Source organism: Streptomyces sp. NBC_00252 (assembly GCF_036187565.1).
Lineage (GTDB): Bacteria > Actinomycetota > Actinomycetes > Streptomycetales > Streptomycetaceae > Streptomyces.
On record NZ_CP108087.1, the window covers coordinates 3,116,169 to 3,142,500 of the forward strand.

The window sequence follows — 26,332 nt, forward strand, 5'->3', positions numbered from 1 at the left end:
GGATCAACGAAGTGCCCGCCCTCAACAGCGAGTTGAGGACGGGCATTTTTTCGAACAAGGGCCAACTTCAGCGCCCCGCCAGGGGCGCGGGGAACGGCGCGACAAGCCCCCACAGACCGGCGGCCGAAAAACCACCGGACCCGCGAAGCGTCACTCGCCGATAAGGGCGTCAACAAACGCCTCCGGCTCGAACGGCGCCAGATCGTCCGCCCCTTCACCGAGCCCGATCAGCTTCACCGGCACCCCCAGCTCCCGCTGGACGGCGATCACGATGCCGCCCTTCGCCGTGCCGTCGAGCTTCGTCAGCACGATCCCGGTGATGTCGACGACCTCGGCGAAGACCCGCGCCTGAACCAACCCGTTCTGCCCGGTCGTGGCGTCGAGCACCAGCAGCACCTCGTCGAGCGGCGCGTGCTTCTCCACGACCCGCTTGACCTTCCCCAGCTCGTCCATGAGCCCGGTCTTCGTGTGCAACCGCCCCGCCGTGTCGATGAGGACGACGTCGACCCCCATCTCCTTGCCCTCCTTCACCGCGTCGAACGCGACGGAGGCGGGGTCACCGGCCTCGGGCCCGCGCACGGTGTGGGCACCGACCCGCTCGCCCCAGGTCTGCAGCTGATCGGCCGCGGCGGCCCGGAAGGTGTCGGCCGCGCCGAGCACGACGGTCCGTCCGTCGGCCACGAGGACGCGGGCGAGCTTGCCGGTGGTGGTGGTCTTGCCGGTGCCGTTGACCCCGACGACCATCACGATGCCGGGCTTCCGGTCCTCGGGCTCGGTCCTGACCGTGCGGTCCATGTCGGTGCCGACCAGCTTGAGCAGCTCCTCGCGGAGCAGCGTGCGCAGCTCCTGCGGGGTGCGGGTGCCGAGCACCTTCACGCGGGCGCGCAGCCCGTCGACCAGTTCCTGGGTGGGGGCGACGCCGACGTCAGCGGTGAGGAGGATGTCCTCGATCTCCTCCCAGGTGTCCTCGTCGAGGTGCTCGCGGGACAGGAGCGTGAGCAGCCCCTTGCCGAGCGCGTTCTGCGAGCGGGACAGCCGCGAGCGGAGCCGGACGAGCCGTCCGGCGGTCGGCTCCGGGACATCCAGTACGGGGACGTCCGGTACCGGGGGTTCCTCGACGGCGACCGGGGCCGACCCGTCGGGGAGATCCACCTCCTCTATGGTCCGGCGCGCTTCGTCGCGCGGGGTCTCGGCCTCGTCGCCGACGTGCGGCTCGGCCGGCGGGGCGGTGATGTCGGGCACGGAGGTGGGCGGCGGGGGCAGCGGCTTCTTGCGCCGGCTGCCGACGACGAGCCCGCCGAGCGCACCGAGCACGACCACGGCGATGACTACAGCAAGGATGACGGTTTCCATAACCCACCCAGTATCAGCCATGGGCCTCGCCGGGACCCAGCGCGGGCACGCCCGGACCTCGCACACGCCGAGAAGCCCGGAGACCCGGAACGCCGTGGTCGTGGCCATGGCCATCTGACGCACCGTCAGCTACCGTCCCCCACCACACGCGACCCCGCCGCACTCGAAGGGGGACCTCCCATGCCCGTCTCGGTCGTACGCTTCAACCTCGTCGAACCCGGTGCCACCCCCGCCTCGCTGAGCGCCCGCTACCGGGCCGCCCTGGAGATGGCCGCGTACGCCGACGAGCACGGGATCACCACCGTGCAGACGGAGGAGCACCACGGCGTCGCCAACAACTGGCTGCCCTCGCCCTTCGCTTTCGCGGGCGCGGTGTTCGGCGCGACCCGGCAGATCGCGGTGACCGTGTCGGCGGTCATCGGCCCGCTGCACGACCCGCTGCGGCTGGCCGAGGACATCGCCGTACTCGATCTGCTCAGCGGCGGCCGGCTGGTGACCGTGGCCGGGATCGGCTACCGGCCCGAGGAGTACGCCCAGTTCGACGTGGACTGGAAGCGCCGGGGCAGGCTCCAGGACGAGCTGCTGGAGACGCTGGTGAAGGCGTGGTCCGGCGAGGAGTTCGAGTACCGCGGCCGTACCGTACGGGTCACCCCGCGCCCCTTGTCCGACCCGCACCCCCTGCTGCTGGTCGGCGGTTCCTCGAAGGCCGCCGCCCGCCGGGCCGCCCGGCTGGGCCTGCCGTTCTTCCCCAGCGCGCACCTGCCCGAGCTTGAGGCGTACTACAAGGACCGGCTCGTCGAGTACGGCACCGAGGGCTGGACGATGATGCCGGGGGCGGAGACGCCGTTGCTGCACATCGCCGAGGACCCGGACCGGGCCTGGGCGGAGTACGGCGCGCACTTCCTGCACGAGGCACGGACGTACGCCTCCTGGCAGTCCGGGGAGATCCGCTCGGCGGTGAAGTCGGGGGCGACGACGGTGGCGGAGCTGCGCGCGGAGGGCGTGTACCGCATCCTCACGCCGGACGAGTGCGTGGCGCTGGGGCTCGACAACCTCGTGCTACATCCGCTGGCGGGCGGGATGCCGGTGGACGAGGGGTGGCGCAGCCTGCGGCTGTTCGCGGAGCGGGTGCTGCCGCGGCTCGGGGAGTGACCCCGACCCGGAGAGTGACCTTTACCCGGAACCGGTGGACCGGCCGCGCCACCGGTGGTCCACTGCGGTCATGACCTTGGCTGTGGATGTGTTCCTGCGTGACGCGGACGGCCAGTGGAACGTGCTCGACGTTCCGGAGGGATGCAACGACTCGGCCGGTTTCGAGAACTGGCGCGAGACCGTGTGGGGCTCGGCGCCCGTACGTGCGCTGGGCGCCACGTACCTTCCCGTGCTGGCCTCCAGCGACCTGTACGTCGAGGCGTCGGACGTACCGGAGTTCCTGCGCGAGATCGCGCTGCTCCGGGAGCATCTGAAAGCCGTCGCCGGGGCTGTCGGCAAGCAGTCCGATGTCATCGGGAGCCGCCTCGACAACATCGAGGCCGCCGCTCTCCGGGCCCGGGAGATCGGCGGCGGCGTCCTCATCTGGTGAGGGAGGGTTTCGGGGAGACGGGCGGCGGGGGATGGAGCCCGTCTCCCCGAGTTCATGAGCCCCGGTGCATGGGACCCGGTTCTTGGGGGCTTCGTCAGCCCATGTCCTCGAGTTTCTTGCCCTTGGTCTCCTTGACGAACTTGAGGACGAAGGGGATGGAGAGGGCGGCGAAGACGGTGTAGATCACGTAGGTCGCCGACAGGTTCCAGTCCGCCAGCGACGGGAAGCTCGCGGTGATGGCCCAGTTGGCGATCCACTGCGCGGAGGCCGCCACGCCCAGAGCGGCGGCGCGGATCCGGTTGGGGAACATCTCGCCGAGGAACACCCACACCACGACACCCCAGGACAGGGCGAAGAACAGGACGAACACGTGGGCCGCGACCAGCGCGGTCCAGCCCTGCGCCGAGGGCAGCTTGCCGTCGACCAGGTGGTAGGAGAAGGCCCAGGCCTCCAGCGCGAGACCCACGACCATGCCGACCGAACCGATCAGGGCCAGCGGCTTGCGGCCGATCCGGTCCACGAAGATCATGGCGATCACGGTGCCGATGATGTTCACGATCGACGTCGTGAAGGAGTAGAAGAACGACTGCGTCGGGTCGACCCCCACCGACTGCCACAGCGTCGAGGAGTAGTAGAACGCGACGTTGATACCGACCAGCTGCTGGAACGCGGACAGGCCGATACCGACCCACACGATCGGCTTGAAGAAGAAACCGCCCCCGCCGAGCAGGTCCTTGAACGTCGACTTGTGCTCCCGCTTCATCGCGTGCTCGATCTCGGCGACCCGGGCATCCAAGTCGACGTCGTCGCCCTCGACCTCACGCAGCACCTCGTGCGCCCGGCCCACCTTGCCCGCCGAGATCAGGAAACGCGGGGACTCGGGGATCGCGAAGGACAGCAGCCCGTACAGAACGGCCGGGATCACCATGACGCCGAGCATGACCTGCCAGGCCTCAAGACCCATCAGCTTGCCGCGCTGGTCACCGTCCGCGGCGTTCAGCAGACCCCAGTTGACCAGCTGCGAGATCGCGATACCGATGACGATCGCCGCCTGCTGGAACGACCCGAGCCGGCCGCGGTAGGCGGGCGGGGACACCTCGGCGATGTAGGCCGGGCCGATGACCGAGGCCATACCGATCGCGAACCCGCCGATCACCCGCCAGAACGCCAGATCCCACAGCGCGAACGGCAGCGCCGAACCCACCGCACTGATCGTGAACAGCACCGCGGAGATCTGCATGCAGCGGATACGGCCGATACGGTCCGCAATCCGACCGGCCGTCGCCGCGCCGATCGCACAGCCGATCAGAGCGATCGCGATGACCTGCGCCAGGGCCGCCGACCCCACGTCGTAGCGGTCACGGATCGCCTCGACCGCCCCGTTGATCACGGAACTGTCGTAACCGAAGAGGAAGCCGCCCATCGCGGCCGCCGCCGCGATGAAAATGACATGCCCCAGATGTTCGGGATGAGCCGACCCGGCTCCTGACTGAGGTGCCTGCGCAGTGCTGGTCACGTGTAACTCCTCGGGCCACCGGCAACGCCGCCGGGGTGGGGGGGCGACCCTTCCAGTGGCGCACAGCTTCCCGCTGCCCACCACCTGAAGGTAAAAGCAACGTTGCAGAGACTATGCCTTCAAGTTTCGAAGTCAATAGGGGGTCCCCTGTGAGATCGAACCCTGCAGGTGACCACGCCGCGTTCAAGAGTTGAACAAGCGGTGGGGTTCTAGCGAAGACGCTGCGAGATGACCTTCGACACTCCGTCGCCCTGCATGGAGACGCCGTACAACGCGTCGGCGACCTCCATCGTGCGCTTCTGGTGGGTGATCACGATCAGCTGCGAAGCCTCCTGGAGCTCCTGCATGATCCGGATCAGCCGCTGGAGGTTGGTGTCGTCGAGGGCCGCCTCGACCTCGTCCATCACGTAGAACGGGCTGGGCCGCGCCTTGAAGATCGACACCAGCAGGGCCACCGCGGTCAGGGACCGCTCCCCGCCGGAGAGCAGGGAGAGCCGCTTGACCTTCTTGCCGGGCGGGCGGGCCTCCACATCCACACCCGTGGTCAGCATGTTGTCGGGATCGGTCAGGATCAACCTGCCCTCGCCCCCCGGAAACAGTCTGCTGAAGACACCCTCGAACTGCAGGGCCGTGTCCCGGTACGCCTCGGTGAAGACCTGCTCGACGCGCTCGTCGACCTCCTTCACCACTTGAAGCAGGTCGGCCCGGGTCTTCTTCAGGTCCTCCAGCTGCTCGCTGAGGAACTTGTGCCGCTCCTCCAGCGCCGCGAACTCCTCCAGCGCGAGCGGGTTCACCTTTCCCAGCTGCTGGTACGCCCGTTCGGCTGACTTGAGCCGCTTCTCCTGCTCGGCGCGGTGGAACGTCCGGGGCTGGTTGCGCGGATCCTCGGGGTCATCGGGCAGCACCTCGCCCTCGGCGGCGAGCGAGGGCGGCACGAGCTGATGCGGCCCGTACTCCTCGATCAGGCCCGACGGCTCGACGCCCAGCTCCTCCAGCGCCTTGGTCTCCAGCTGCTCGATCCGCATCCGCTTCTCGGCACCGAGCACCTCCCCCCGGTGCACGGAGTCGGTGAGCTTGTCGAGCTCGCCCTTGAGGTCGCGGCCCTGGTTGCGGGCGGCGGTCAGCTCCTGCTCGCGGCGCGCCTTCGCGGCGTCGGCGGCGGTGCGCTCCTCGTCGGCGCGGCGCAGGGACACCTCGACGTGCGCGAGCAGCTGCCGCGCCCCGAAGGCCACGGCCTCCGCGACCCCGGCCTCGTGCCGCAACCGCGCGAGCCGCTGCTCCGCCCGCGCCCGCGCCTCCCGCTCGGCGCGGGCCCCCCGGTCCAGCGAATCGGCCCGCCCGGCCAGCCCCTTGACCCGCTCCTCATGCGTACGGACCTGAAGCCGCGCCTCCATCTCGGTCTGCCGGGCGTTGGCCCCATCAGCGGCAAGCCGATCCCGCACGGAGGTGTCGGGCTCCTCCTCGACCGGCATCTCCTCGGCGACAGCGAGCCGTTCAGCGAGAACCTCGGCCTCTTCCACGGCCTTGTCGAGGGCGTCCTGTGCTCGTGCGGCGGCAGCGGCGGATCGTTCAGCCTCGCCGGCGGCGCCCCGCGCCTGACCCGCGAGGCGTCCCAACTGCTGTGCCACGGCGGACTTCTCGCGCTCGGCTGCCCTGCGGCGCTCCCCCAACTCCTCCACCTGCGCGGCGCGTTCCCTGCGGCGCTCGGTCGCGGTCTGCTGGGCGGTGGCCAACTCCTCGCAGCGGATGGCCAGTTCTTCGAGTTCGGCTGCGGCTTCGTCTACGGAGGCCTGGACTTCGAGGAGGCTGGGGGCGCCTGCGGAGCCGCCGTGGGCGAAGTGGGCGCCGAGGAGGTCGCCTTCGGCGGTGACTGCGGTCAACTCGGGTTGGGTGTATACGAGTTGTTCCGCGTCTTCGAGGGTTTCGACCACGACGTAGTTGTGGAGGAGGCGGCGGACTGCGGGCATGAGGTCTGCGGGGGCGCGGACCAGATCTGCCGCGAAGCGTTGTCGGGCGTCTGCAGGTGCGTCGTGGCTGGTCGCGCCGTTCCCCGCGCCCCTTTGGGGAGTGCCCGTGACCGGTGTCGGAGCGTCTGGGGCTCCTGCCAGCAGCAGCGCTGCTCTGCCGCCGTCCTGCTTGCGCAGGAGGCGGATCGCGTCTGCTGCCGATGCCGGCGTGGTCACCGCGATTGCGTCCGCTGCCGCGCCGAAGGCTGCCGCGAGGGCTACTTCGTGGCCCGGGGTCACCGTCAGCAGTTCCGCCGCTGGGCCCAGGATGCCGGTGAGTCTGTCCTGTGCGCCGAGCAGTATCCCGGTGCCGTCCTTGCGGCGGAGGCCCAGTGCCAGTGCCTCGTGGCGGGCCTGGGTGGCGGCTCGCTTGCGTTCCGCCGCCGTGGCCGCTTCCCGGGCCGCCGTCAACGCGGCTTCCGCCTCGGACAGGTGGCGCTTGGTCTCCTCGTGCCGCTCGGTGAGTTCGGCGTCGCCGGCGTCGAGGCCGTCGACCTCGGCCTGGAGTGCCTCGTACTCCTCCTGGGCGGTGACCGCGCGTTCCTGGGCCTCGTCGCGGGTGGCGGCCAGGCGGTCGATCTCGGCCTGGGCGGAGGCGGCGCGCGAACGGGCCGCGTTGACCTGGCCGTTGAGCCGGGCGAGGTGCTCGCGGCGGTCGGCGATGGAACGGGCCACGTCCTTCAGACGCCGTTCCTCGGCCGTCAGCTCGCGCTCCAGTTCGGAGCGGTGGGCGACCGTGTCCTCCAGGGCGTGCTCGGCCGCCTCGAGGGCTGCTTCGAGCTCGGCCTCCTGCTCGCGGATGCGGGCGGCCTCGCGCTCCATGTCCTCGGGGTCGCGCCCCCGCCGCTCCTCGGGGGGCGCCGAGGTCGCGCTCTTCACCCGTGCTTCGGCCAGCGAGATCGTGCCGCGCACCCGCTCGGCCAGCTGGGAGAGCTCGTACCAGGTCTGCTGGGCGCGCTGGAGGCGCGGCGTGAGCTGCCGTACCTCGTCCTCCAGGAGCCCTTCGCGCTGGACCGCCTTGCGCAGCTCCTGTTCGGCGGCCTCCTTGCGTTCCTTCAGCGCGGCCTCGTCGGCGATCTCGGTGTTCAGCGCCTGGCGCAGGCGTACGAGATCGTCGGCGAGCAGGCGGAGGCGGGCGTCGCGCAGGTCGGCCTGGATGACGGCGGCGCGGCGGGCGACGGCGGCCTGACGGCCCAGGGGCTTGAGCTGGCGGCGGAGTTCGTCCGTGAGGTCCTGCACGCGCGCGAGGTTGGCCTGCATCGCGTCCAGCTTGCGGAGCGCCTTCTCCTTGCGCTTGCGGTGCTTGAGGACCCCGGCCGCCTCCTCGATGAAGGCGCGGCGGCCCATGGGGTCGGCGTGGAGCACGGAGTCGAGCTGGCCCTGCCCGACGATGACGTGCATCTCGCGGCCGATGCCGGAGTCGGAGAGGAGTTCCTGGATGTCGAGGAGGCGACACGTGTCGCCGTTGATCTGGTACTCGCTGCCGCCGTTGCGGAACATGATCCGCGTGATGGTGACCTCGGCGTACTCGATGGGCAGTGCGCCGTCGGAGTTGTCGATGGTGAGGGACACCTCGGCGCGGCCCAGCGGGGGGCGGCCGGTGGTGCCGGCGAAGATGACGTCCTCCATCTTGCCGCCGCGCAGTGACTTGGCGCCCTGTTCGCCCATGACCCAGCTGAGCGCGTCCACGACGTTGGACTTGCCCGAGCCGTTCGGACCGACGACGCACGTGATGCCCGGCTCGAACCGGAGCGTGGTCGCCGAGGCGAACGACTTGAACCCCCGCAGGGTCAGGGCCTTGAGGTGCACGCCGCTGGACTCTACCTTCCGCCGCTCGCTCTCTCCATGAACGTCCGGTTCCCCGCGGTTTCGCCCGTGAACGTGCAGGGCACACCAAACGTTAAAGAGGGTGGAGGCATACGGGGGAAAGAAAGAAGGGACGCCGAAGCGTCCCTTGCAAACTCTGACAACTTAGTGGTTGAAGCAGGCCGCCCGACCACTGCGTGTCATGTGGTGCGTCGCAGTGATCAGGTGAGCGCGGGCTCTGCCTGGCGTGCGTCGAGCTCGAGAAGCGAATCGTGAGTTGCGGCAGCCGTCAGCGCGTCGTTCTCTTCCTGGATCCGAACGAGCTCGGATTCCAGGTCTTGGACGCGCTGCTGGAGCCGTCGCATCTCGGCGAGGAGTCGCGGGTCGGAGCCGCCGACGTAACCGAGAAGCGCCTTTGCCATGATGGATGGTCCTCCACACTGAGTGACCGACCGAAGCGGTGTGGGTCGTGAGGGAATCGCACCCGCGGTGCTTGACAGACTTAGGTGGTGCTCTGCTGTTCTTCCATGCCAAACAGCTAAGGTGCGCGGGGCTTTCAGAGTCTCACCAAAAAGTTTGACGGTCAACACGATCACACCCCGTATTGGCGGCAACCCGGGGGCACGCGGCCCTGAGCGGGCGGCGCTGCGACTCCTGCGGGGCCTTTCCAAGTGTGGCGATCATCCTTAGGTGCGGAGCCTGCCAGAGCGAGCCGTTATTGGCAACCACCAGGTCATTTCTGCTGTGGGCAGCTGCCGGTGGCATGTCCCTCCGCTTCCGCCAGGGCCGCTTTACACGGTTTCGCAGATTGTGCTCAGCGGATCGCGAAGCCGTCGTAGCCGCCGCGAGGTGTGTCCCAGATCTCGGTGACGCCATCCACGCGCCCGGGCGTGTCGCCTCCCCGGAGCCAGTCGAGGAGTCCTTCGCAGCCCTCGCGCGCCCCCTCGGCGACCACTTGCACCCGCCCGTCGCCCAAATTGAGAGCAAAACCACTCAGGCCGCCGATCTCCAGGGCTTTGGCACGGGTAAACCACCGAAAACCCACACCTTGCACACGCCCTCGCACCCAGGCGACCATCCGCACATCCTCACTCATGGCTGCAACCTAACCGGCCAATGTCTCTCCGGACACTTGCTCCCCACGCGCCATGCGGTACCGTCCGCCCCAATGAATCTCATATGAAACTCACTCGAATGAGTGAGCTGGGTCACACGGACGAGTTGACCGCAAGGACGAAAGGCAAGGACATGGGACGCCACCGACGCTCCGCCGCCGGCCGCGCCGCCACGGGCCGCGCCACGGGGGTCACAGAGACGCACGGCTCATACACGGGCGGCTACGGCCCGCACGACTCGTACGACTGGAACGACCGGTCCGACTGGAACCCGGCCGACGGCTCGACGATCGGCATGGCGCCCTACCTGCACCCGGAGGGCCCGTCCGAGTTCCACCAGGCCCCGGCCGACCACCGGGTCCGTGAGGTCCACGCACACAGCAGTGAGGTCCCGCCGAAGAGCGAGGCCCGCCTGCAGGCCGAGACCCGCCTCAAGGCCGACTCCCGCCGCAAGAGCGAGGCGTACCTCTTCGCCACCGAGGAGGACTACGCCGTGGTCTTCCCCGAGGCGGCGGGTTCCTCCGCCCGGGTCGAGAGTTCGCGCGCGGGCCGCGGTCGCCGCCGCAAGCGCAAGAGTGTGACGCCGGTGAAGTCCGGCCTGCTCGGGGTCTCCGCGGCGGTCGCCATCGGTACGGTCGCGGTCGCCGCGGGCGCCGTGCCGGGGCTGGACAACTACAAACTCGGCGGCGGCAACAGCTCGGACAAGGTGCAGGCCGCCGGTTCGCCGACCAACTCGGCGACCGAGCAGGGCGGCACCTCCGGCAGCGCGGAGTCCCGCGACGACGGCTCCTCCACGAGCCGCGACGCGAACCGCGCGGCCTCCCCGTCGGCGGCTCCGACCAAGTCCGCCACCGCGCCGGCCACCAAGGCACCGGCGAAGAAGCCTGCGGCCACGGCCCCGACCGAGAAGCCCGCGACCAAGGCCCCCTCGGCGAAGCCCACCCCGACGCCCACGCAGTCCGCCGCCGCGCCGGCGGTGACCGTCTCCACGGAGGCCGCGGCCGAGGCCGAGGTCCTCAAGCTCGTCAACGAACAGCGCGCGCTCGTCGGCTGCAGCCCGGTCGCCGCCAACAGCTCGCTGACCACGCTGGCGGAGAACTTCAGCACGCAGATGGCCGACCAGGACTTCTTCGACCACACCGACCCCAGCGGGGCCACCCCGTGGGACCGGGCGGAGAAGCTCGGCATCACCAACCTCGGCGGCGAGAACATCGCCCGCGGCCAGGCCGACGCGGCCGCGGTCATGGAGGCCTGGATGAACAGCCCCGGCCACAAGGCCAACATCCTGAACTGCGACTTCAAGACCCTGGGTGTCGGTGTGCACTTCGGCACCGGCGGCCCTTGGTGGACGCAGGACTTCGGGTACTAGGAACGAGCACACCGACAGGGAGCACTAACCACTGGTTAGTGCTCCCTGTCGGTTAGCGCTGTGTTCGCGTACCCTTGCGCCATGGACACGACCCAGGACCGTACGAAGGAGCAGAGCTTCCCGTACAACGTCTTCGCGAAGGCCTGCCCCTCCCGGGGCACCCTGGAGCACGTCACGGGCCGCTGGGGCGGCCTCACCCTGTGCGCGCTGCACGAGGGCTCCCTGCGCTTCAACGAGCTGCGGCGCCGGGTCGACGGCGTCAGCGAGAAGATGCTCTCGCAGACCCTGCACGCCCTGGAGCGCGACGGCCTGGTCCACCGCGAGGCCCAGCCGACCAACCCGCCGCGCGTGGACTACGAGCTGACCCCGCTGGGCCATGGCGTCGCCGAACGCCTGAAGGACCTCGTCGACTTCGTGGAGTCCCGCATGGACGACGTCCTCGCCGCCCGCACGCGCTACGACGAGACGCGCAGCGCCGTCTGACCCCCAAGGGGTCCACTAACTCCGCGGCGCCTTCTGGCACTTGGGGCAGAAGTAGCTCGACCGGTTCATCCACGCCCGCCGGCTCATCGGCGTACCGCAGCGCCGACACGGCAGACCCTCGCGGCCGTACGCGTCGAGCGAGCGGTCGAAGTAGCCCGACTCCCCGTTCACGTTGACGTACAGGCTGTCGAAGCTGGTGCCGCCCACGTCGAGGGCCGCGTTCATCACATCCCGTACGTGGCCCAGGAGTTCGGCGGTGCGCGGGCGCGTGAAGGTCGCGGTCGGGCGTTCGTAGTGGACGCGGGCCCGCCAAAGGGCCTCGTCCGCATAGATGTTGCCGACTCCGCTGATCAACGACTGGTCGAGCAGGGCCCGTTTGATCGTCGTCCGCTTGCGGCGCAGCGCCTGATGGAACAACTCGTCGTCGAACAACGGGTCCAGGGGGTCACGCGCGATATGCGCGATGACGTCCGGCAGCCCGTCCGGGGTGGTGTCGTGCAACGACAGCCCGCCGAAGGTGCGTTGGTCGACGAAGCGGAGTTCGGTACCGAGAGCGTCGGCGAAGCGGACCCGGATGCGCAGGTGCTTCTCGTCGGGCAACTCGTGCGGCTGGACCAGGAGTTGACCACTCATCCCGAGGTGCGCCAGCACCGCCTGCCGGGTGTCCTCCAACGGCAGCCACAGATACTTGCCGCGTCTGCTCGGGGTGCCGATCCGATGCCCCTTGAGCCGGTGCGCGAAGTCGTCGGCGCCGGCGACATGACGTCGTACCGCACGCGGATGCAGCACCTCGGCGTCGGCGACGGTCCGCTGGGCGACCCAGCGCTCCAGACCCCGCCGGACGACCTCGACCTCGGGCAACTCGGGCATGACATCCCCTGTGACGACGGGTGAATGAACCGAGCGCCCGCCCCGCTGCGGGGACGGGCGCTCAGGTCGCGCTGTTCGGTCAGGCGGACGCCGACGACGTGTCGGCGCTTTCCTCGGCAGGCTGCTCAGCGGCCTCGACGGCGACCTCGGCGGTCTGCTGTTCGGCCGCCTCCTTCGCCTTCGCGGCGCGCTCGTCCGCGTCGGCCCGGATGGACCGCCAGGCGGACTCGGCGGCCTGCTGCTCCGCCTCCTTCTTGCTGCGGCCGGTGCCGGTGCCGTACGAGACGCCTCCGACGCGGGCGGCAGCAGTGAAGGTCTTCTCGTGGTCGGGGCCGGTCTCCGTGACCAGGTACTCGGGGACACCGAGCCCCTCGGTCGCGGTGAGCTCCTGGAGACTGGTCTTCCAGTCCAGGCCGGCACCGAGGTTCGAGGACTTCTCGATGAGCGGGTCGAACAGGCGGTGCACCAGTTCGGAGGCCGCATCGAGGCCCTGGTCGAGATAGACCGCGCCGATCACCGCTTCCAGGGTGTCGGCGAGGATGGACGCCTTGTCCCGGCCTCCCGTGCCCTCTTCGCCCCGGCCGAGCCGGATGAAGGAGCCGAGTTCCAGACCGCGACCGACCTCCGCCAGCGCACGAGAATTGACCACCGCGGCCCGCAGCTTGGCCAGTTGGCCTTCGGGCAGGTCGGGGTGGGTGGTGTACAGCGTGTCCGTGACGACGAGGCCGAGCACGGAGTCCCCGAGGAACTCCAGCCGCTCGTTCGTCGGCAGACCGCCGTTCTCGTACGCGTACGAACGGTGGGTCAGCGCACGCACCAGAAGGGCGGACTCGAGGTGATACCCGAGCCGCCCTTCCAACAGCGTGTGGGACGAGGCCGTGTCCGCGTGTTTCTTGGCGACTGAGTCCGCCTTGACGTCAGACATGGTGCCTCTCACCAGCCGCTCAGACCTCGAGGACCTGGCGCTTGTTGTACGTGCCGCAAGACGGGCACGCGATGTGCTGCTGCTTGGGCTCGTGGCAGCGCTCGCACGCAACCAGAGGGGTGACCGCAGCCTTCCACTGCGACCGGCGGTGGCGCGTGTTGCTGCGCGACATCTTCCGCTTCGGAACAGCCACGGCTACTTCTCCTGCTTCTCGTTGGCGCGCGCCGGTCGGGGCGCTTCGCCACTGATCTCGTCCTTCTCGCCGTCTTCGAGTGAACCGGCGAGTCCCTGCAGTGCCGCCCAACGGATGTCGACGGCGTCGTGATGGTGGTCCGGGTCGTCCGTGAGCCGTACTCCACACTCGGAGCACAGGCCCAGACAGTCGTCCTGGCACACCGGCTGCATCGGCAGTGCGAGCACCACCGCATCGCGCAGCACGGGTTCGAGGTCGAACAGGCCGTCCTCGATGAAGAGCCTGTCCTCGTCTTCCTCGGCGTCGTCGACCGGTTCCGCTTTCACACGGCCACGGTCGTCGGCGTCAGGGTACGAGAACATCTCCTGGAAGTCCGCTTCGAGCGACAGCTCGACCGGCTCCAGACACCTTACGCACTCCCCCTTCGCCAGTGCACGGGCGGTGCCTGTGACAAGCACCCCTTCCATGACCGACTCAAGGCGGAGGTCGAGCTCCACCGGGGCGCCTTCCGGCACTCCGATGACACCCTGGATCCCGAGATCCTTGGGAGCGTCGATCGAACGGTTCAGGCGCTGCAGCGCACCAGGACGCCGACCCAGCTCGTGAGTGTCGAACACGAGTGGGTTGCGGTGGTCGAGGCGGGCGTTCAGAGCCATCCCTGTCTTTCGGTCTGCTGAGCTCATGGGGCGCTGCCCTTCGGTGCTTCCGGGCAGCGGTGATCGCGGACGTACACGCGACCGAAGAGCCAGGATACTGGACCTTTCGCTCTCGGCCCAATCCGGTGCCCGCTCCCGGCCACCGGCCCGGATCCGCTACAGCCCGCGGCCCTGCTCGTACGCCCGCAGCTGCTCCGCGCTGATCATGCCGGTGTCGAAGAGGCTGGTCTCGTCGAGCGCGTAGCCCTGCTGACCCTGGTTCTGCTGCGGGTCGACCTGGGCCTGCTGCATCTGGTTCGGGTCGTACACGGGCTGCTGGCCGGTGTCGTAGCCCTGGTAGGCGTAGGGGTCGGCCTGCTGGTACCCGTAGGGGTCCTGCTGCTGGACGTAGCCCTGCTGCTGGTAGCCGTACGGGTCCTGCTGCTGGGCGGTCTGCTGGTAGTCGTAGGCCGCCTGCGGGGCGTAGTCCTGCTGCTCGGGCTGGAGCGGGGTGGCCGAGACCGGGGTGTCCGTGACGGTCGCGAGGTCGGCGAGGTAGTCGGCGTCGCTGGTGTGCTGGACCTGGTTGCCCTCGTCGTCGAGGGAGAGGGCACCGAGGTCGTCGCTGGCGATCCGGCCGTGCAGCTTCTGCCGGCCCTTCCCCACGGCCTCCAGCGTCTTGGCGAGGACCGCCTCGAAGGCGCCGAGCTTGACGTCCACGTACGCGTCGGCGTCGCGGCGCAGGGTCTCCGGGTCGTGGCTGCGCTCGGGGGCGTCCTCGTCCTCGTAGCCCTGGTCGTCGATGCCGGGGCCGGTGCCGAGCAGCTTCTCGCGGCCGCGGCCGACCGAGCCAAGGGTCTTGGTGAGGACGACCTCGAAGTTGGCGAGCTTGGAGTCGACGTAGTCGTCGGCCTCCGCGCGGATCTCCTCGGCCTCCTGGCGGGCCTCGGCGAGGATGCGGTCCGCCTCGTTCTGCGAGCGGCGGGCGACCTCGGTGTCGGAGATCAGCGAACCGCGCTCGGCGTGCGCGGTCTGGATGATCCGTTCGGCCTCCTGGCGGGCCTGCTCGACCATCTCGTGCCGGCCGCCGATCAGCTCCTGCGCCTCGGCCAGCGAGTCGGGCAGCGCCGCGCGCACCTCTTCGAGCAGCGTGAGCAGCTCGGCGCGGTTGACCACGCACGAGGCCGACATGGGCATGGACCGGGCGCTGGAGACCGAGGAGACGATCTCGTCGAGCTTCTTCTGCACGTCCACCGTGTGCTCGCCACTCTCTACCGACGTGTTGGAGACGGACGGGTCGACTGTACGACCACTCCCGCCCCGCCCGACACCGGGTGACGCACTGTCAGTCCGTCAGCTCTTGCCGAGCCGCTCGGTGAGCGCTTCGAGGACCACGCCCGGCACCAGGTGGGAGATGTCGCCGCCCCACTGCGCGACCTCCTTGACCAGCGAGGACGACAGGAAGCTGTAGGTGGGGCTGGTGGGGATGAACAGGGTTTCGACGCCCGAAAGACCGTTGTTCATCTGGGCCATCTGAAGTTCGTAGTCGAAGTCGCTGACCGCGCGCAGGCCCTTGACGATGGCCGGGATGTCGCGCTGCTTGCAGAAGTCGACGAGCAGTCCGTGGTACGCCTCGACCTGGATGTTGCCGAACTCCGAGGTCACCTCACGGATCAGCTCGATCCGCTCGTCGACGGTGAACATGCCCTTCTTCGACTGGTTGATCATCACCACGACGTGCACGACGTCGTACAGCCGGGAGGCACGGGCGATGATGTCGAGGTGTCCATTGGTGATGGGGTCGAACGACCCCGGACATACGGCGCGGCGCAACTGAGTTCCCTCGCTCTCCGGTCCGGTCATCGTGCGTCTTCGCACGTAGAGGCGGCGCGACCGTACCAAAAGGTCCCCTCGCCGTAGCGACGGGCCCGGATCGCGTCGAAGCCGTCCGGCCACCCGAATTCGCCGCCTCTGGTGCTGCGCTCCACGGTGACGAGCGCGTCCGGCGCGAGCCAGCCCCCCGACCGGAGTGTGAGGAGAATCTCCCGAAGATCGTGATCTGCGACAACGTACGGCGGGTCGAGAAAGACGATGTCGTACGGGTCTCCCGGCGCCGGCGTCTGGGCGATCTGTTCCGCTTTGCCCGCCCTGACCTCGGCGCCGGGGAGGCCGATGTTCTTCACGTTCTCCCTGATGACGCGGGCGGCCTTCGGGTCGGCCTCCACGAGGAGGGTGTGGCCGGCGCCGCGGGAGAGGGCCTCCAGGCCGATGGCGCCCGAGCCGGCGTAGAGGTCGAGGACCCGTTCGCCGTTCAGGGGGGCGCCGAGGAGGGACTGCCAGGTGGAGAAGAGGCCCTCGCGTGCGCGGTCGGAGGTCGGGCGGGTACCGGTCCCTGGCGGGACGGCTAGTCGACGTCCGCCGGCTTCGCCGGCGATCACGCGGGTCATCTTGAGTCCTTGCTTGTGGGCGTCTTCAAGTATCAGTGTGGCTGGTCCCGCACGCGCGGCGGTAGCCGCATGTTCAACGCGGCCTCGCGCCCCCGGGGTGTTGCCCCTAGCCCTTGTCCAGGTACTGCTCCCTCTCCTCGTCCAAGAGGGCGTCCAAGGCCGTGCGGAGACCAGGAAGTGCCGTCAGCTCCGGATCGGTCGCCACCAGCGCCGTCGCCTCCTGCCGCGCCTCCGCGATGACCTCCTCGTCCTCGATGACCGAGAGGACCCGCAGGGACGTGCGGGCGCCGGACTGGGCCTGGCCCAGCACGTCGCCCTCGCGGCGCTGCTCGAGGTCGATGCGGGAGAGTTCGAAGCCGTCGAGGGTGGAGGCGACGGCGTTGAGGCGTTGGCGGGCGGGGCTGGCCTCGGGCATCTCGCTGACCAGGAGGCAGAGGCCGGCCGCGGAGCCGCGGCCCACTCGGCCGCGGAGCTGGTGGAGCTGGGAGACGCCGAAGCGGTCGGCGTCCATGATGACCATGGCCGTGGCGTTGGGCACGTTGACGCCGACCTCGATGACCGTCGTGGCGACCAGGACGTCGGTGTCCCCGGCGGCGAAGCGGCGCATCACGGCGTCCTTGTCGTCGGGGTGCATACGGCCGTGCAGCACCTCGATCTTGAGGCCCTGGAGGGGGCCCTTGGCGAGCTGGGCCGCGATGTCGAGGACGGCGAGCGGTGGGCGCTTCTCCGCCTCGTCCTCGGGGGACTTCTTCCTGGCCTTGCCCGCCTTCTTGGGGTCGTCCTCCTCGTCGCCGATGCGGGGGCAGACGACGTACGCCTGATGGCCGTTGGAGACCTCCTCGCGGACGCGCTCCCAGGCGCGGGCCAGGAAGTGGGGTTTGTCGGCTGCGGGGACGACATGGCTGGCGATGGGCGAGCGGCCGGCCGGGAGCTGGTCGAGGACCGAGGTCTCCAGGTCGCCGAAGACCGTCATCGCGACCGTGCGCGGGATGGGGGTCGCCGTCATGACGAGGAGATGCGGCGGCTGTTTGCCCTTGCTGCGCAGGGCGTCACGCTGCTCGACGCCGAAGCGGTGCTGTTCGTCGACCACGACCAGGCCCAGGTCGTGAAACTGCACCTTGTCCTCGATCAGCGCGTGCGTCCCGATCACGATCCCGGCCTCACCGGTGACGAGGTCGAGGAGGGCCTGCCGCCGGCCGGCCGTCCCCATGGACCCGGTGAGCAGCGTGACCTTGGTGGCCCGCTCCGCCCCGCCCAGCATCCCGCCCTCGGCCAGCTCCCCCATCATCTCGGTGACCGACCGGTGATGCTGCTGAGCGAGCACTTCGGTGGGCGCGAGCATCGCGGCCTGCCCACCCGCGTCGACGACGGCGAGCATGGCGCGGAGGGCCACCATCGTGTTGTGGGTCACCGTGAAGTTGTCGGTGACGTAGGCGTGACTGGGGTGCGCGACGCTGATGCACTGGACGGGCTTACGTCCGACGTACTCAACTGCACGGACTCCGCGGCGGAATGTGCTGTATTCCGGCCTGGGCCCTACGCGTTCGGCCTTACGGGCGAGCCTGAACGGAGCGTATTCGTCGGGCAGCGCCACAGAGACGTTGAAGGACGCCTTCTTCGGCAGGACGCGGGCCCGACCACCGAGTGAACGCACCAGCCAGGCAACGTCGTTCGCCAGAGTGAGCGAGGCCGAACTGAGCGAGATACTGAAGCCGTCCGCGCTGACGGCGCCGTCCGTATCCATCAACCCTTGCAGCAGAGCAAGGCGGTTCTTGATCGACGTGTTCTTGAAGTCGTCGGGAACGAACCTGCCGTGCGATGTGACACCCCAGAGATTCAACCCACGCAGGGTCTGGATCACGGGATTGCGGACGCCTCCAGCACGTTGGGCGAGCTGAATGGTGAAGTCGCAACGGGAACCCTTCACCGGGACCACGTGGCACTCAGGGGCCACAGCCGCCGCCACGGCGTCACGGATCTCGTCGTCCATCGTGGACAACCGCAGGTTGTGCCGGAATGAGCCATCGCCCAGAAGGACCCCGAACAGGTAGGGATCGAGAGGCAGTCCGCAGTCGCCTCCGAGATCGACCGGAGCGGCTGCAGGGAGATACCACTTCGAGGATCCGTTGGCCTTGAACGTGTCGAGACGGATCTCCCGAGTCGTCATGACCTTGGGGGACTGCCCTCCGTGCCATGCGCGGCTCGTGCCGACGATCCAAAGATGCTCGTCGTCACACTCCACGTGGCTTCCGTCGGAGAGGACCAGGCGCCAGACCTCACGCTCTCCCTGGGGGAAGACCCCGTCGATAAACGCGATCTCGCCGTCCGGTACGACGACCTCGTCCCCCACCGTCAGATCCCCCATACGACGGAACCCTGCGGGTGTGAGCACGTGCGAGTCGAGCGGCTGAGCCTTGCCCGAACCGACTTCCCCCTGCAGCAACCGATGCATCGGATGCTCCGTGGCCAAGTCGTCGAAGATCTCCTTGGAGACCTTCACCTGTCCGTCCGTGAGGGTGAAGGGGAGGCGGTCGTCGAAGGCGGAGAGGAGGCCGTCCGGGGTCGGTGTGCGGGCCACGGCCGGGAGTTGGGCGTCCGCGTGGCGGCGGCGGGCCAGGGCGACCTGGAGGACGAAGGCCTCGTCCCACTTGAGGCGGTCGCGGGCGGCGGCGATGTCCGCCTTGGTGTGCGGGCGGTGGATCTTGAGGAGGGCCTCCGGGAGGGAGACCAGGCCGCGGCCCTCGCGGAGGGAGTCCGGGAGCGGATCGACGGCTTCCTGGGCGCTGGGCAGCGCCGTCTGGAGGGCCTTGCCGATCTTCCAGGACTCCAGCTTGGCGGTGGCGGGGTAGATGGGGATCAGGGTGCCCGCCCAGGTCTCCACCGCTTCCTCGGCGTCGCCCTTCAGCAACTCGTACGCCGGATGCGCGAGTTGAAGTCGGCGGTTGAAGACGGAGACCTTGCCGGCGAACATCGCGCGGGTGCCCGGCAGGAGTTCCTTGTGGGGTTTGTGAACTCCCGAGCCGAAGAAGACGAGTTGGAGCCGGCCGCTGCCGTCCGTGATGGTGACTTCGAGACGCTGGCCCTTGCCCCGGGGGGCCTTGCTGGACGCGAAGGAGTGCAGACGGGCGTCGGCGACCTGGGCGACCACGGTGACGTGCTCGTCCATCGGCAGCTCGGCGAGGTGCGTGAGCTGGCCCCGCTCCTCGTATCTGCGCGGGTAGTGGTGCAGGAGGTCGCCTACTGTGTGCAGGCCGAGATGCTCGGCCATCACCTTCGCGGTGGCGGGGCCGAGCACCTTTTTCAGTGGTTCTTCCAGTGCGGGCACGAGATCCATTGCACACCACGCCACTGACAATGCCGTATACGTCTTGCTAAACCCCTGGTCAGGCGGGTCGTTCGGGGCCTAGGATGGCGCGCTCCGGCCATCCCCGCGGTCACCGCCTCACAGGGACCGCCCGACCCCCGCGCCGATCGCACCTCCCCCACCTCGGCGCTGCGACGATGGACTCCCAGACCTCACAGTCATCTCAGGCATCCCAGTCACCTCACACGTTCCAGGTCGACCTGCGCGGTCTGGTGGACCTGCTCTCCCATCATCTCTACTCGAGCCCCAAGGTCTATCTGCGCGAACTGCTGCAGAACGCCGTGGACGCGATCACCGCCCGCCGGGCCGAGCAGCCCGACTCCCCTGCCCTCGTGCGGCTGTACGCCGACGGCGGCTCCCTGCGCGTCGAGGACTCCGGCGTCGGCCTCACCGAGGCGGACGTGCACAACCTCCTTGCCACCATCGGCCGTAGCTCCAAGCGCGCCGACGGTCTCCAGGAGGCCCGTTCCGACTTCCTCGGGCAGTTCGGCATCGGGCTGCTCGCCTGTTTCGTGGTCGCCGAGCGGATCCGGGTCGTCAGCCGCAGCGCCCGTACGCCGGACGCGCCGCCCGTGGAGTGGACGGCGACCGACGACGGCTCGTACACCGTGCGGACCGTGCCCGACGCCGAACGCCCCGAACCGGGCACCACCGTGCACCTGGTGGCCCGCGCGGGCGCCGCGGAGTGGCTCACCAAGGAGCGGGTCCTCGCGCTGGCCCGGGACTTCGGGGCGCTGCTGCCGTACGACGTCCAGGTGGACGGCGAGGCGGTCACCGACCTGCCCGCGCCCTGGGACCGGCCGTACCCGAGTCCCGGCACCCGAAGGGTGGCGCTGGCGCGGCACTGTCACGAGCTGTTCGGGTTCACGCCGCTGGACTCGATCGACCTGTCGGTGCCGCTCGCGGGCATCCGGGGAGTGGCCTACGTCCTTCCCGGTGCCGTGAGTCCGGCGCAGCGGGCGAGCCACCGTGTCCATCTCAAGGGCATGCTGCTGACCGAGCGGGCCGAACAGCTGCTGCCCGACTGGGCGTTCTTCGTGCGCTGTGTGCTCGACACGGACAGCCTGCGCCCGACGGCCTCGCGCGAGTCGCTGTACGAGGACGAGACGCTGGCCGCCGTACGGGAGGCGCTCGGGGAGCGGATCCGGGGCTGGCTGACCGGGCTCGCCGCGGGTGATCCGGAGCGGCTCGCCGCGTTCCTGTCGGTGCACCACCTGGGGGTCAAGTCCCTGGCGCGGCACGACAAGGAGATGCTGCGCACGATGCTGCCGTGGCTCCCGTTCGAGACGACCGACGGACGGGTGTCCCTGGAGGAGTTCGCGCAGCGCCACCCGGTGGTGCACTTCACGCGCACCGTGGAGGAGTACCGCCAGGTCGCCCCGATCGCGTCCGCGCAGGGCATCGGCGTGATCAACGGCGGTTACACCTACGACGGCGAGCTGGTCGAGGCGCTGCCGTCGGTGCGCCCGGGGACGGTGGTCGCCGAGCTGGACTCGGACACCGTGACCGCGCATCTGGACTCGGTGGACCCGGCCGAGGAGCTGGCGCTGGCGGACTTCCTGGCCGCCGCGCGGGCCAAGCTGGACCCCCTGGGCTGCGATGTGGTCCTCCGGGCGTTCCATCCGCTGTCGGTGCCCGCGCTGCACCTGGACGACCGTTCCGCACGGCACGAGCAGGCCCGCGCGGAGGCCGAGGAGCAGGCCGACGACCTGTGGGCGGGCATCCTGGGTTCGCTGCGGGGCAGCGCTCCCCGCGCGCGTCTCGTGCTCAACCATCTCAACCCGCTGATCCGGCGCATCAGTTCGCTGGGGGACCGGGACCTGATCGGGACGGCCACCGAGTCGCTCTACGGACAGGCACTCCTGATGGCGCAGCGACCCCTGCGCCCCGCCGATTCGGCTCTGCTGAACCGGGCGTTCATCGGCCTCCTGGAGTGGGCCACACACGGGGAGGGCGACCACTGATGACAGGGATCACCGACTTCGGCGAGCTGCGCCGGGCGATGGCGGAGAACTCCGAGGAGCCGGAGGGACCGGCGCGCAACGCGCGCGCGGAGCAGCTGCTCGCCGAGGCCGAGAAGCTGGACGTCCCGCTGGCGGTGATCGAGGCGCTCGGGCACCAGCTGAAGGTCTACAACTACAGCTCCGAGAAGGACAAGATGTTCGTCCCCTTCGCGCGCCTGCTGCGCATGTGGGACGAGCGGCCCGAGGACTTCGACGAGTACGAGGTCCACTCGCTGCACTGGGTCTTCAAGTGGGTGTCGTCCGGGATGCTGGGCCAGCCGCACATCCCGCTCGCGTCGATCGAGAAGTGGCTCGGCGAGATGGAGCACCGCTACCGGCTGGCCGGTCACTCCGAACGGGCCGTGCGCAGCGCCGAGTTCAGCGTCGCCTCGCACGTCGGCGACCTGGCGCGGGCCGAGCGCGCGTACGCGGCGTGGCTGGCCGCCGACCGGGACACCATGGCCGACTGCCACGCGTGCGAGCTGCACACCCAGGGCGAGTGGCAGGTGCAGCGGGAGCGGGACGCCGACGCGCTGGAGCTGTGGAAGCCGGTCCTGGAGGGCGAGTTCACCTGCGCCCACGAGCCGCACACCGTCCTCGCGTCCTCCCTGGCCCCGCTGCTGCGCCTGGGCCGGGCCGAGGAGGCCCGCGCCCATCACCTGCGCGGTTTCCGTCTCGTACGGCCCATGGAGAGCATGCGGGGCGCCTACGCGGACCATGTGGAGTTCTGCGCGCTGAGCGGCAACGAGGCGCGCGGTCTTGAGCTGCTCGCGGAGCGTCCGGCGTACTTCACGGACTCCGGGAACCCGCGCAGCGGGCTGGACTTCCTGTCCGTGGTGACGCTGCTGATGGACCGGCTGACCGAGCTGGGCCTCGGCGACCAGGAGGTGCCGGGGCCGGCCGGGCGGACCTGGACGGCCCGTGAACTCGCCGTCCACGCGCGCGCGGAGGCCCTCTCCCTGGCCGCCCGCTTCGACGGGCGCAACGGCACGACGCACATCGGCGACGGGGCACGCGCGCGCATGGATCAGCGCCCCCTGGTGGAACGGCTCCCCCTGGGAGTGCGTTCGGCGGCCAGGCCGGTCGCCGCACCGATGCCGACGCCGGTGCCCGAGGTCGTCCCGGCGAAGGACCTCACCGCGCTCCTCGCGGAGGCACGACGGCTGTCGGACACCCTCCAACCACACGCCGTAGAGGCCTGGTTGGCCGTGTCGCGGGCCGCCGAGGGCGTCGAGCTGTCCGCCCATGACCGTGCCGAGATAGCCGACCACCAGGCGATGGACCGGGGCCCGGAGGGCATCGCCCTCTTCGAGCGCGCGGCCGAGCTGTTCGCCGAGGCGGGCGACCCCGGTGAGGCGCTGGCGGCACGCGCGCGTGGGGCGTACGTACGTGCCCTCACGGGCGAGATCGACGAGGCCCTCGCGGCGATCGACGCGCCGTACGACGGGGTCCTCGCCCTGTACTCCGAGGACCGCACCGGCGTACGGCAGACGGCGGCCGTGCTGATGAGCCGGGCGCGCATCCTGATGCGCAGGGTCCACGGGGAGTCCCCGGACGACACTCCCGGCCCGGAGGCCCTGGCCGCCGCCGAGGCCGCCGTACGGGAGGTGCTGGCGCTGGTCGAGGGGCACACCGGGGACGATGTGCGGCTGGCCGCGCGGGGTGCCGAGGGGCAGGCGATGCTGGCCGAACTCGCGGTGCGGGCCGGGGACCTGGAGACGGCCGTGGAGCTGTTCTCGAAGGCGTCGGCGGCGTTCGTGGCCGCGGGGCTGCCGTGGTTCGCGGTGGAGTACGAGGCCCGGCTCGCGGGGCTCGCCCATCACCTCGGTGACGTTACGGAGGCGGAGCAGGCGCTGCGGGCGGCCCTGGAGCACGGCGGGCCGTATCTGGAGGCGCCCGGGCGGGCTCAGCTGCATCTGCAGCTCGCCGAGGTGCTCGGGGGCCGGGGCCGGTCCGAGGAGGCCGCCGAGCACGCCCTGGAGGCCGCGCACTGGTCCGACGAGGCCGGCGAGGGTCCGACGCTGGGCGCCTGGGCGCGGCACCAGCTCGGCGGCTTCCTGCTGCGCCAGGGCCGGTGGGCCGAGGCGGCGGAGGTGCTGGAGTCGGCGCTGCCCGACCTGAGCGCCGAGACGCACGGCGACGGCGCGATCGTCCAGACGCAGTGGTGGCTCGGCGACTGTCTCAGCGAGCTGGGCGAGCACCGCGCGGCGGCCGAACGGCGGTTGCAGGCGGCCGAGATCGCCCGGCACTGGCCCGAGCAGAACGACCATGCGACCCTCGCCCACCTGGCCGCCGAGTCCCTGGGCCACGCGGACCTGCCCGCCGAGGCGGACCGGGCGTACGAGCGCGCGGGCGACCTGTGGCGGACCCTGGGGAACGTGCACGGGCTGGTCCGCTCGCTGCGCGCCCGCGCGTGGCTGGCGCTGCGCGCGGACCGGGGCCTCGACCGGGCGCGGGAGTTGATGGCGGGCGCGATCGAGGAGTGCGAGGCCGCGCTCCTGGTGACCGACGACCAGGAGGCGCGGCAGCGGCTCACCGGTGAACTCGGCCACACGCACCGGCAGTTCGGCGAACTGCTGGCCCGTTCCGTCGCCGAGGAGGCCGAGGACACCGCGATCCAGGCCGCGTTCGAGGACGCCCTGGCCGAGACCGCGGAGTCGGTCACCGTCTTCGCCGCCCTCGGGGAGGGTGCGGTGCACACCCGTACCGCCGCCGAACTCGCCGCGGGCTGGCTGGAGGCCGACCTCAGCCGCTCCGCGGACGCGGCGGCACGCGCGCGTGGCGTGCTGAAGGCCTACGAGGGTGCCGACGACGGCGACGAGACGGTACGGTCCCGTCGCGCCGAGGCCGAGCAGCTCCTCCAGCTGATGGAGGAACAGACGGAGAAGTAGGGGGAGTTGGCGTCTACTCCACGCCGATGAGCAGCAGGGCACCCTGCCGGCCGCCGCGGTACACCACCGTGTCGACGGCGAGGTAGGACTCCCGGACGTGGATCTCCAGGATGTCGGCGACGCTCACGGGTGCCTCGTCGCCGAGGACCAGGGTGACGAGTTCGCCGCCGGCCGCGAGCATGCGGTCGAGGACGGCCCGGGCGGTGACCGTGACATCGGCGCCGATCACCGCCACGTCGCCGTCGACGAGTCCGAGGACGTCCCCGGCCTGGCAGATGCCGGCCATGGTCCAGGACTGGCGTTCGGCGACGGCGACCTCGGCGTACCGGGTCGCGCCCGCCGCCGAGGTCATCGAGACGACGTCCTCGTCGAAGCGCCGCTCCGGCTCGTGCACGGCGAGCGCCGCGATCCCCTGGACCGCGGAGCGCGTCGGGATCAGCGCGACCCGGATGCCCTCGGCCCTGGCCTGTTCGGCGGCAGCGGCGGCGGTGTGCCGCAGATCGGCGTCATTGGGCAGCAGCACCACCTCACGCGCGTGTGCCCGCCGTACGGCAGCGACCAACTCCCCGCTGGCGGGCGGCTCCCCGGGGCGGGCGAGCACGGCGGTCGCACCGGCCTCTTCGTAGAGCCCCGCAAGGCCCTCCCCCGGCACCACGGCGACGACGGCCCGCTGGGCGCGCTCCCTGGGCGGCCGTTCGGCACCGGTGGTGTGCACGTCACCGAGCCCGAAGTGCGTGATCCGGATCCGGTACGGCCGCCCGGCCTCGACGCCCGCCTCGATGGCTGCGCCCGCGTCGTCCACGTGCACATGGACGTTCCACAGGCCGTCCCCGCCGACCACGACGAGCGAGTCCCCGAGGGCGTCCAGCCGCTGCCTCAGCCGCGTCACGGCGGAGTCGTCGGCCTCCAGGAGGTAGATCACCTCGAAGGCGGGGCCGCCCCCCGGGACGGCTTCCGGACCGTCCTCGCAGAGAGTGACCTCGGCGGCGTCGAGAACACCGGAAGGGGCATCAAGGGGACCGGCGTCGAAATCGGCCTCCACGCGTGTGTGCGTCACGTCGACAGCCACGCGTGTGTGCGTCCCGAAAACGGGCGACTCCCCCGTGAACGTCTCCACCAGCGCGCCCAGCACCGCCACCAGCCCCCGCCCGCCCGCGTCGACGACGCCCGCGCGCTCCAGGACGGCCAGCTGCCCCGGGGTCGCGGCCAGCGCCGCGCACGCCCCCTCGTAGGCGGCCCGTGCGACGGTCCCGCAGTCACCCTCGGTGCCGTCGGCCGCGTCCGCCGCCGCGGAGGCGACCGAGAGGACCGTGCCCTCGACCGGGTGGGCCACCGCGTGCCGGGCGGAGTCGGCGGCGCGGCGCAGGGCGTGCCGTAGGCCCTCCCCGTCCGTGTGAGCCGTCTCACCGTCGGCGGCGAGGACCTGGGCCATGCCCCGGAGCAGCTGCGCGAGGATCGTCCCGGAGTTGCCGCGCGCCCCTATGAGGGCGCCGTGGGCCATCGCGCCGGCGGCGTCGGCCAGGGGCGGTTTCTGCTCGGTGAGGGTGCCGTGCCCGGCGAACACCGCCTCAACCGCGGCGGCGGCGGACTCCATGGTCAGGTACAGGTTGGTGCCGGTGTCCCCGTCGGCCACCGGGTACACGTTGATCGCGTCGATCTCCTCACGCGCACGCCCCAGGGCCCGCAGCGCGAGACCGCACCAGGTGCGCACCGCGAGAGCATCGAAGAATGTCTGCGGCACCTGCGGCACCTGCGCCTCCTTGAGCTGCTGGAC

General features: G+C 70.4%; 20 protein-coding genes. 6 read left to right on the top strand and 14 right to left on the bottom strand.

The features are described 5' to 3' along the window. Positions 1 to 150 precede the first annotated feature (150 nt). A complete protein-coding gene (gene ftsY / locus OHT77_RS13205; protein ID WP_328828533.1) occupies positions 151 to 1,353 on the bottom strand; it encodes a signal recognition particle-docking protein FtsY in 1,203 nt (400 codons plus the stop codon). Between the two features lie 180 nt (positions 1,354 to 1,533). On the opposite strand from ftsY, the gene OHT77_RS13210 reads away from it, so the two are divergent. Both OHT77_RS13210 and OHT77_RS13215 read left to right on the top strand, forming a co-directional pair. After that, positions 1,534 to 2,505, top strand: a complete 972-nt coding sequence (locus OHT77_RS13210) for an LLM class flavin-dependent oxidoreductase (RefSeq protein ID WP_328828535.1) — start codon at positions 1,534 to 1,536, stop codon at positions 2,503 to 2,505. Between the two features lie 70 nt (positions 2,506 to 2,575). Further along, positions 2,576 to 2,935 carry a hypothetical protein gene (locus OHT77_RS13215; protein ID WP_328828536.1) on the top strand — a complete coding sequence of 120 codons (360 nt, stop codon included), beginning with the start codon at positions 2,576 to 2,578 and terminating at the stop codon, positions 2,933 to 2,935. A gap of 94 nt (positions 2,936 to 3,029) precedes the next feature. Here the strand turns inward: OHT77_RS13215 and OHT77_RS13220 are convergent, their stop codons facing one another. The 4 genes from OHT77_RS13220 to OHT77_RS13235 all read right to left on the bottom strand — a co-directional run bounded on the left by OHT77_RS13220 (position 3,030) and on the right by OHT77_RS13235 (position 9,359). Next, positions 3,030 to 4,451, bottom strand: coding sequence for a sugar porter family MFS transporter (locus OHT77_RS13220; protein WP_328828537.1), 1,422 nt, complete (start codon positions 4,449 to 4,451; stop codon positions 3,030 to 3,032). A 209-nt stretch (positions 4,452 to 4,660) separates the two neighbouring features. Further along, a complete protein-coding gene (gene smc, locus OHT77_RS13225) occupies positions 4,661 to 8,266 on the bottom strand; it encodes a chromosome segregation protein SMC (RefSeq protein WP_328828539.1) in 3,606 nt (1,201 codons plus the stop codon). 218 nt (positions 8,267 to 8,484) lie between these two features. After that, on the bottom strand, positions 8,485 to 8,685 hold the full coding sequence (locus tag OHT77_RS13230; RefSeq protein WP_019068749.1) for a hypothetical protein: 201 nt from the start codon (positions 8,683 to 8,685) through the stop codon (positions 8,485 to 8,487). Between the two features lie 392 nt (positions 8,686 to 9,077). Further along, positions 9,078 to 9,359: an acylphosphatase gene (locus OHT77_RS13235; RefSeq protein ID WP_266772936.1), complete on the bottom strand. Its 282-nt coding sequence runs from the start codon at positions 9,357 to 9,359 to the stop codon at positions 9,078 to 9,080. A 152-nt stretch (positions 9,360 to 9,511) separates the two neighbouring features. On the opposite strand from OHT77_RS13235, the gene OHT77_RS13240 reads away from it, so the two are divergent. Beyond that, positions 9,512 to 10,747 (top strand): CAP domain-containing protein, encoded by a 1,236-nt coding sequence (locus OHT77_RS13240; RefSeq protein ID WP_328834229.1) that lies wholly within the window; start codon positions 9,512 to 9,514, stop codon positions 10,745 to 10,747. Positions 10,748 to 10,828: 81 nt separating this feature from the next. Then, positions 10,829 to 11,230 (top strand): winged helix-turn-helix transcriptional regulator, encoded by a 402-nt coding sequence (locus OHT77_RS13245; protein WP_328828540.1) that lies wholly within the window; start codon positions 10,829 to 10,831, stop codon positions 11,228 to 11,230. Between the two features lie 15 nt (positions 11,231 to 11,245). Here OHT77_RS13245 and mutM read toward each other — a convergent pair whose 3' ends face one another. The 8 genes from mutM to OHT77_RS13285 form a co-directional block, all read right to left on the bottom strand. Beyond that, entirely contained in the window at positions 11,246 to 12,100 is an 855-nt protein-coding gene (gene mutM / locus OHT77_RS13250; protein WP_328828541.1) for a bifunctional DNA-formamidopyrimidine glycosylase/DNA-(apurinic or apyrimidinic site) lyase, read from the bottom strand. A 79-nt stretch (positions 12,101 to 12,179) separates the two neighbouring features. Beyond that, entirely contained in the window at positions 12,180 to 13,025 is an 846-nt protein-coding gene (gene rnc / locus OHT77_RS13255) for a ribonuclease III (RefSeq protein WP_384880173.1), read from the bottom strand. 19 nt (positions 13,026 to 13,044) lie between these two features. Further along, the gene (gene rpmF / locus OHT77_RS13260) at positions 13,045 to 13,218 is read right to left on the bottom strand and encodes a 50S ribosomal protein L32 (protein ID WP_015657589.1); all 174 of its coding nucleotides are present in this window, start codon (positions 13,216 to 13,218) and stop codon (positions 13,045 to 13,047) included. Positions 13,219 to 13,220: 2 nt separating this feature from the next. Continuing rightward, positions 13,221 to 13,874 (bottom strand): YceD family protein, encoded by a 654-nt coding sequence (locus OHT77_RS13265; protein ID WP_266776768.1) that lies wholly within the window; start codon positions 13,872 to 13,874, stop codon positions 13,221 to 13,223. 156 nt (positions 13,875 to 14,030) lie between these two features. After that, on the bottom strand, positions 14,031 to 15,107 hold the full coding sequence (locus tag OHT77_RS13270) for an ATP synthase F0 subunit B (RefSeq protein ID WP_266772931.1): 1,077 nt from the start codon (positions 15,105 to 15,107) through the stop codon (positions 14,031 to 14,033). Positions 15,108 to 15,206: 99 nt separating this feature from the next. Then, positions 15,207 to 15,716 (bottom strand): pantetheine-phosphate adenylyltransferase, encoded by a 510-nt coding sequence (gene coaD, locus OHT77_RS13275; protein WP_266772930.1) that lies wholly within the window; start codon positions 15,714 to 15,716, stop codon positions 15,207 to 15,209. Further along, on the bottom strand, positions 15,713 to 16,333 hold the full coding sequence (gene rsmD, locus OHT77_RS13280) for a 16S rRNA (guanine(966)-N(2))-methyltransferase RsmD (RefSeq protein ID WP_328834230.1): 621 nt from the start codon (positions 16,331 to 16,333) through the stop codon (positions 15,713 to 15,715). Before rsmD ends, coaD begins: the two co-directional genes overlap by 4 nt. A 73-nt stretch (positions 16,334 to 16,406) precedes the next feature. After that, entirely contained in the window at positions 16,407 to 19,634 is a 3,228-nt protein-coding gene (locus OHT77_RS13285) for a helicase-related protein (protein ID WP_328828544.1), read from the bottom strand. A 167-nt stretch (positions 19,635 to 19,801) separates the two neighbouring features. On the opposite strand from OHT77_RS13285, the gene OHT77_RS13290 reads away from it, so the two are divergent. Together OHT77_RS13290 and OHT77_RS13295 are read left to right on the top strand one after the other, a co-directional pair. Beyond that, positions 19,802 to 21,628 (top strand): HSP90 family protein, encoded by a 1,827-nt coding sequence (locus tag OHT77_RS13290; RefSeq protein WP_328828545.1) that lies wholly within the window; start codon positions 19,802 to 19,804, stop codon positions 21,626 to 21,628. Further along, positions 21,628 to 24,558: a tetratricopeptide repeat protein gene (locus OHT77_RS13295; RefSeq protein ID WP_328828546.1), complete on the top strand. Its 2,931-nt coding sequence runs from the start codon at positions 21,628 to 21,630 to the stop codon at positions 24,556 to 24,558. Before OHT77_RS13290 ends, OHT77_RS13295 begins: the two co-directional genes overlap by 1 nt. 13 nt (positions 24,559 to 24,571) lie before the next feature. Here OHT77_RS13295 and OHT77_RS13300 read toward each other — a convergent pair whose 3' ends face one another. After that, complete coding sequence (locus tag OHT77_RS13300) at positions 24,572 to 26,308, bottom strand: DAK2 domain-containing protein (protein ID WP_328828547.1); 1,737 nt, start codon at positions 26,306 to 26,308, stop codon at positions 24,572 to 24,574. Positions 26,309 to 26,332 lie beyond the last annotated feature (24 nt).

Coding starts and splice junctions, on each gene's coding strand:
- OHT77_RS13210 (WP_328828535.1), top strand. CDS start 1,534: ATGCCCGTCTCGGTCGTACGCTTCAACCTCGTCGAACCCGGTGCCACC.
- rnc (WP_384880173.1), bottom strand. CDS start 13,025: ATGTCTGACGTCAAGGCGGACTCAGTCGCCAAGAAACACGCGGACACG.
- OHT77_RS13285 (WP_328828544.1), bottom strand. CDS start 19,634: ATGGATCTCGTGCCCGCACTGGAAGAACCACTGAAAAAGGTGCTCGGC.
- OHT77_RS13215 (WP_328828536.1), top strand. CDS start 2,576: ATGACCTTGGCTGTGGATGTGTTCCTGCGTGACGCGGACGGCCAGTGG.
- OHT77_RS13295 (WP_328828546.1), top strand. CDS start 21,628: ATGACAGGGATCACCGACTTCGGCGAGCTGCGCCGGGCGATGGCGGAG.
- mutM (WP_328828541.1), bottom strand. CDS start 12,100: ATGCCCGAGTTGCCCGAGGTCGAGGTCGTCCGGCGGGGTCTGGAGCGC.
- OHT77_RS13265 (WP_266776768.1), bottom strand. CDS start 13,874: ATGGCTCTGAACGCCCGCCTCGACCACCGCAACCCACTCGTGTTCGAC.
- OHT77_RS13245 (WP_328828540.1), top strand. CDS start 10,829: ATGGACACGACCCAGGACCGTACGAAGGAGCAGAGCTTCCCGTACAAC.
- OHT77_RS13290 (WP_328828545.1), top strand. CDS start 19,802: ATGGACTCCCAGACCTCACAGTCATCTCAGGCATCCCAGTCACCTCAC.
- ftsY (WP_328828533.1), bottom strand. CDS start 1,353: ATGGAAACCGTCATCCTTGCTGTAGTCATCGCCGTGGTCGTGCTCGGT.
- coaD (WP_266772930.1), bottom strand. CDS start 15,716: ATGACCGGACCGGAGAGCGAGGGAACTCAGTTGCGCCGCGCCGTATGT.
- OHT77_RS13235 (WP_266772936.1), bottom strand. CDS start 9,359: ATGAGTGAGGATGTGCGGATGGTCGCCTGGGTGCGAGGGCGTGTGCAA.
- OHT77_RS13240 (WP_328834229.1), top strand. CDS start 9,512: ATGGGACGCCACCGACGCTCCGCCGCCGGCCGCGCCGCCACGGGCCGC.
- OHT77_RS13230 (WP_019068749.1), bottom strand. CDS start 8,685: ATGGCAAAGGCGCTTCTCGGTTACGTCGGCGGCTCCGACCCGCGACTC.